The 3,222-nt window shown below is 38.8% G+C and carries 2 protein-coding genes; both read right to left on the minus strand.

Going from position 1 to position 3,222, the window contains the following annotated elements:
• Positions 1-195 precede the first annotated feature (195 nt).
• Positions 196-546: a nitrite reductase small subunit NirD gene (nirD, locus tag E1171_RS04095; RefSeq protein WP_155204373.1), complete on the minus strand. Its 351-nt coding sequence runs from the start codon at positions 544-546 to the stop codon at positions 196-198.
• Positions 547-577: 31 nt separating this feature from the next.
• A complete protein-coding gene (nirB, locus tag E1171_RS04100) occupies positions 578-3,067 on the minus strand; it encodes a nitrite reductase large subunit NirB (protein ID WP_155204371.1) in 2,490 nt (829 codons plus the stop codon).
• Between the last annotated feature and the right edge of the window lie 155 nt (positions 3,068-3,222).

Raw genomic sequence — 3,222 nt, forward strand, 5'->3', positions numbered from 1 at the left:
TTTTTTTTTGTTCATTCCATTTAGCTGTTCAACTGAATTAGTTGGTTTTTTTAATTAGAAGAGAGCTTTGTATGTCTTACTTATTCGAAACCTAACGGACTGGATACATTTTAAACACCCCTACTATCCTCTTCGATTAGGTTTCATTTTTCATGTATAAAAAATAGTTCTATACAGCCCTAAGAATTTACCTCTTTAACTTTCGGCAATATAAACTACCCCATCTTCCACTCTTATGGGATATGTTTTGATAGCACCACAATCAGCATCATCCAGGCATTCACCGGACTCCAATGAAAACTGCCTCTTATGAAAGGGACAGGCCACTTTCGGCTCCCCCCCTTTATCTCCGATTATTCCCCTTGAAAGCACCATTTGTTTCTTATGAGGGCACCTATTGTCGGTGGCATACCACTCACCCTTGGATGTAAAATTAAATACAGCTATTTGCTTATCTCCCAATTTCACACAGGCTCCTCCATCCTCGGGAAAATCCTTTTCAAGGGCCGCTTTTTCCCACTTCAATATTTCTAAAACTTCTAACATAGGATTAATTTTATAGGATTGATTTTTACCCTCACCAATTAGCAGGTACTTTTTGTCCTCTAATGTCAATAAATTCCAGGGTTTCATCACTGCCTTCAGAGTTTACAAAATGCCTGAATTTCTTCTGTTTTTCCGGGTCTTCCACCACATCTTTCCACTCACAAATATAGGTATTGACATGATTTTCCATATCTTTTTCAAGGTCCTCACAAATCCCAAGGCTGTCATGAATGATTACATCCCTAAGATATTCCAATCCCCCTTCTAATTTATTGAACCAGGTGGCTGTCCGATTTAATGGTTCAGCGGTTCGGATGTAAAGCATTAATAATCGATCGATATATTTAATACAGGATTCCGTGTCAATATCTGTGGCAAACAAAACGCCATGTTGAGGTTTAGATCCACCATTTCCACAGATGTACATTGCCCATCCTTTTTCTGTAGCAATAATACCTATATCCTTATTTTGAGCTTCTGCACATTCTCGTGTACATCCAGATACAGCAAACTTGATTTTATGGGGAGCTCTTAAGCCTTTATATCGATTTTCAATATCAATAGCCATGGTCAAAGAGTCTTGTACCCCAAAACGACACCAGGTAGACCCCACACAACTTTTCACGGTTCTCACTGACTTTCCATAGGCTTGTCCTGTTTCAAAACCTGCGTCTACTAGGATTTTCCAAATATTCGGCAGATCATTTAAGCGTGCTCCGAACATATCAATACGTTGCCCTCCCGTAATTTTGGTGTATAAGCCATATTTCTTCGCTACCTGACCAATCACAATCAATTTATCTGGAGTAATTTCCCCACCTGGAATTCTGGGTACTACAGAATAAGTTCCTCCCCTTTGAATGTTGGCTAGGAATCGATCATTTGTATCATGAATGGTGTCTTGTTTAAGAATGGGATCATTCCATATACTAGCGAGAATCGAACCCACTGCTGGTTTGCAGAGTTCGCACCCATAACCTTTTCCCTCCTTTTGGAGAACCTCGGTAAAAGTTCGATAACCCTTTACTTTAATCAAATGGAAAAGCTCCTGCCTACTAAGCTCAAAATGTTCACAAAGGGTCTTTTTGACAGTAATGCCCATCTCCTTCAATTGGTAAACCATCAAATCTTTAACCATAGGAAGGCACCCCCCACAACCACTACCCGCTTTTGTACATGATTTTAATTCAGGCAAATCGGTGGCTCCTTGCTGAACGGCACTGATAAGGGTACCTTTATCGACACTTTCGCAGGAACAAATCATAGCCGTCCCAGGTAAGGCTTCTACTCCAACCCCAATTTGTGAGGCTCTATTTCCTCCTTGCATAATTAAAGTCTCAGCATCTTCAGGAATTTTGATCTTATTATTGACCATCTGACAAAGCATATTGTATTCGGAGGTATCTCCTACCAAAACTCCTCCTAATAACAGTTTTCCACTTTTGGAAATATTAATGCGTTTATAAATTCCTTTAGACTTGTTTTCATAAACAATAGATTTTCCTGGCTTTTGTCCCAAAGCATCTCCAAAACTGGCCACGTCAACACCTATCAATTTTAATTTTGTGGACATATCGAAACCAGTAAAGGCCGCATCCTGTTCCAGCAATTGCCTAACCACTACATCTGCCATTTCGTACCCTGGACCTACCAAACCAAAAATCATTTCATTATGAAGCGCACATTCTCCAATAGCATAAATATCAGGATGTGAAGTTTGCATCTTGTCATTAACCACAATCCCTCCTCTTGGTCCTATTTTAAGGCCAATTTGTTTAGCCAATTCATCACGGGGACTTATGCCTGCAGATATAACCACCATATCTGTTTTCAGCATGTCCTCATCTTCAAAGGATAAACCATCCACCTTACTCTCACCTGTAAATTGCCGAGTGTTTTTATTAATATGAATAGAAATCTGCAATTCCTCCATTTTAGATTTCAGCATTTCAGAACCCATTTCATCCAATTGTCGGGGCATTAATTTTGGAGAAAACTCCACCACATGGGTTTCTAATTGAAGGTCTAATAATGCTTTGGCAGCCTCAAGACCCAAAAGCCCACCTCCTATTACAGTCCCTGATTTTTTATCTTTTGCATAAGCCTTAATCCGTTCCAAGTCTTCAATCGTCCTGTAAACAAACACTCCTTCCTTTTCTCTTCCTTTTATAGGAGGTACAAAAGCACTTGAACCTGTAGCAAACACCAATTTATCAAATGTGAAACTTTGGCCTTTTCGAGAAGTAACCGTTTTAGTAGCTAGATCCACCTGAACAATAGGATCACCAGAATACAGCATCAAATTATTATCTTCATACCAGGAACGAGGGGCCATAGCCAAATCAGCAGGAGTTTTTCCTTCAAAATATTCGGATAAATGAACCCGATCGTAAGCCACAAAGGATTCCTCTCCAAATACGATTACCCGATTAGCAAGATTTAAATCCTTTTCGACCAGCTTTTCACAAAACTTATAACCTACCATTCCATTTCCTATTACGATAATATTTTTGTGCTGCATACAGGTTAACTTTTGAGTACTTCTCCAAATCTACGTAAAATATTTTTAAAATACGTAATATTACGTATAAATCTACGTATTAATAATTTAATACAAATGGACGGCACAACAAATGATTAAAAGAATGCTTTTAACCCAGACGAAAAAGAGGATAT

This window comes from Xanthovirga aplysinae (assembly GCF_009711365.1).
Taxonomy (GTDB): domain Bacteria; phylum Bacteroidota; class Bacteroidia; order Cytophagales; family Cyclobacteriaceae; genus Xanthovirga; species Xanthovirga aplysinae.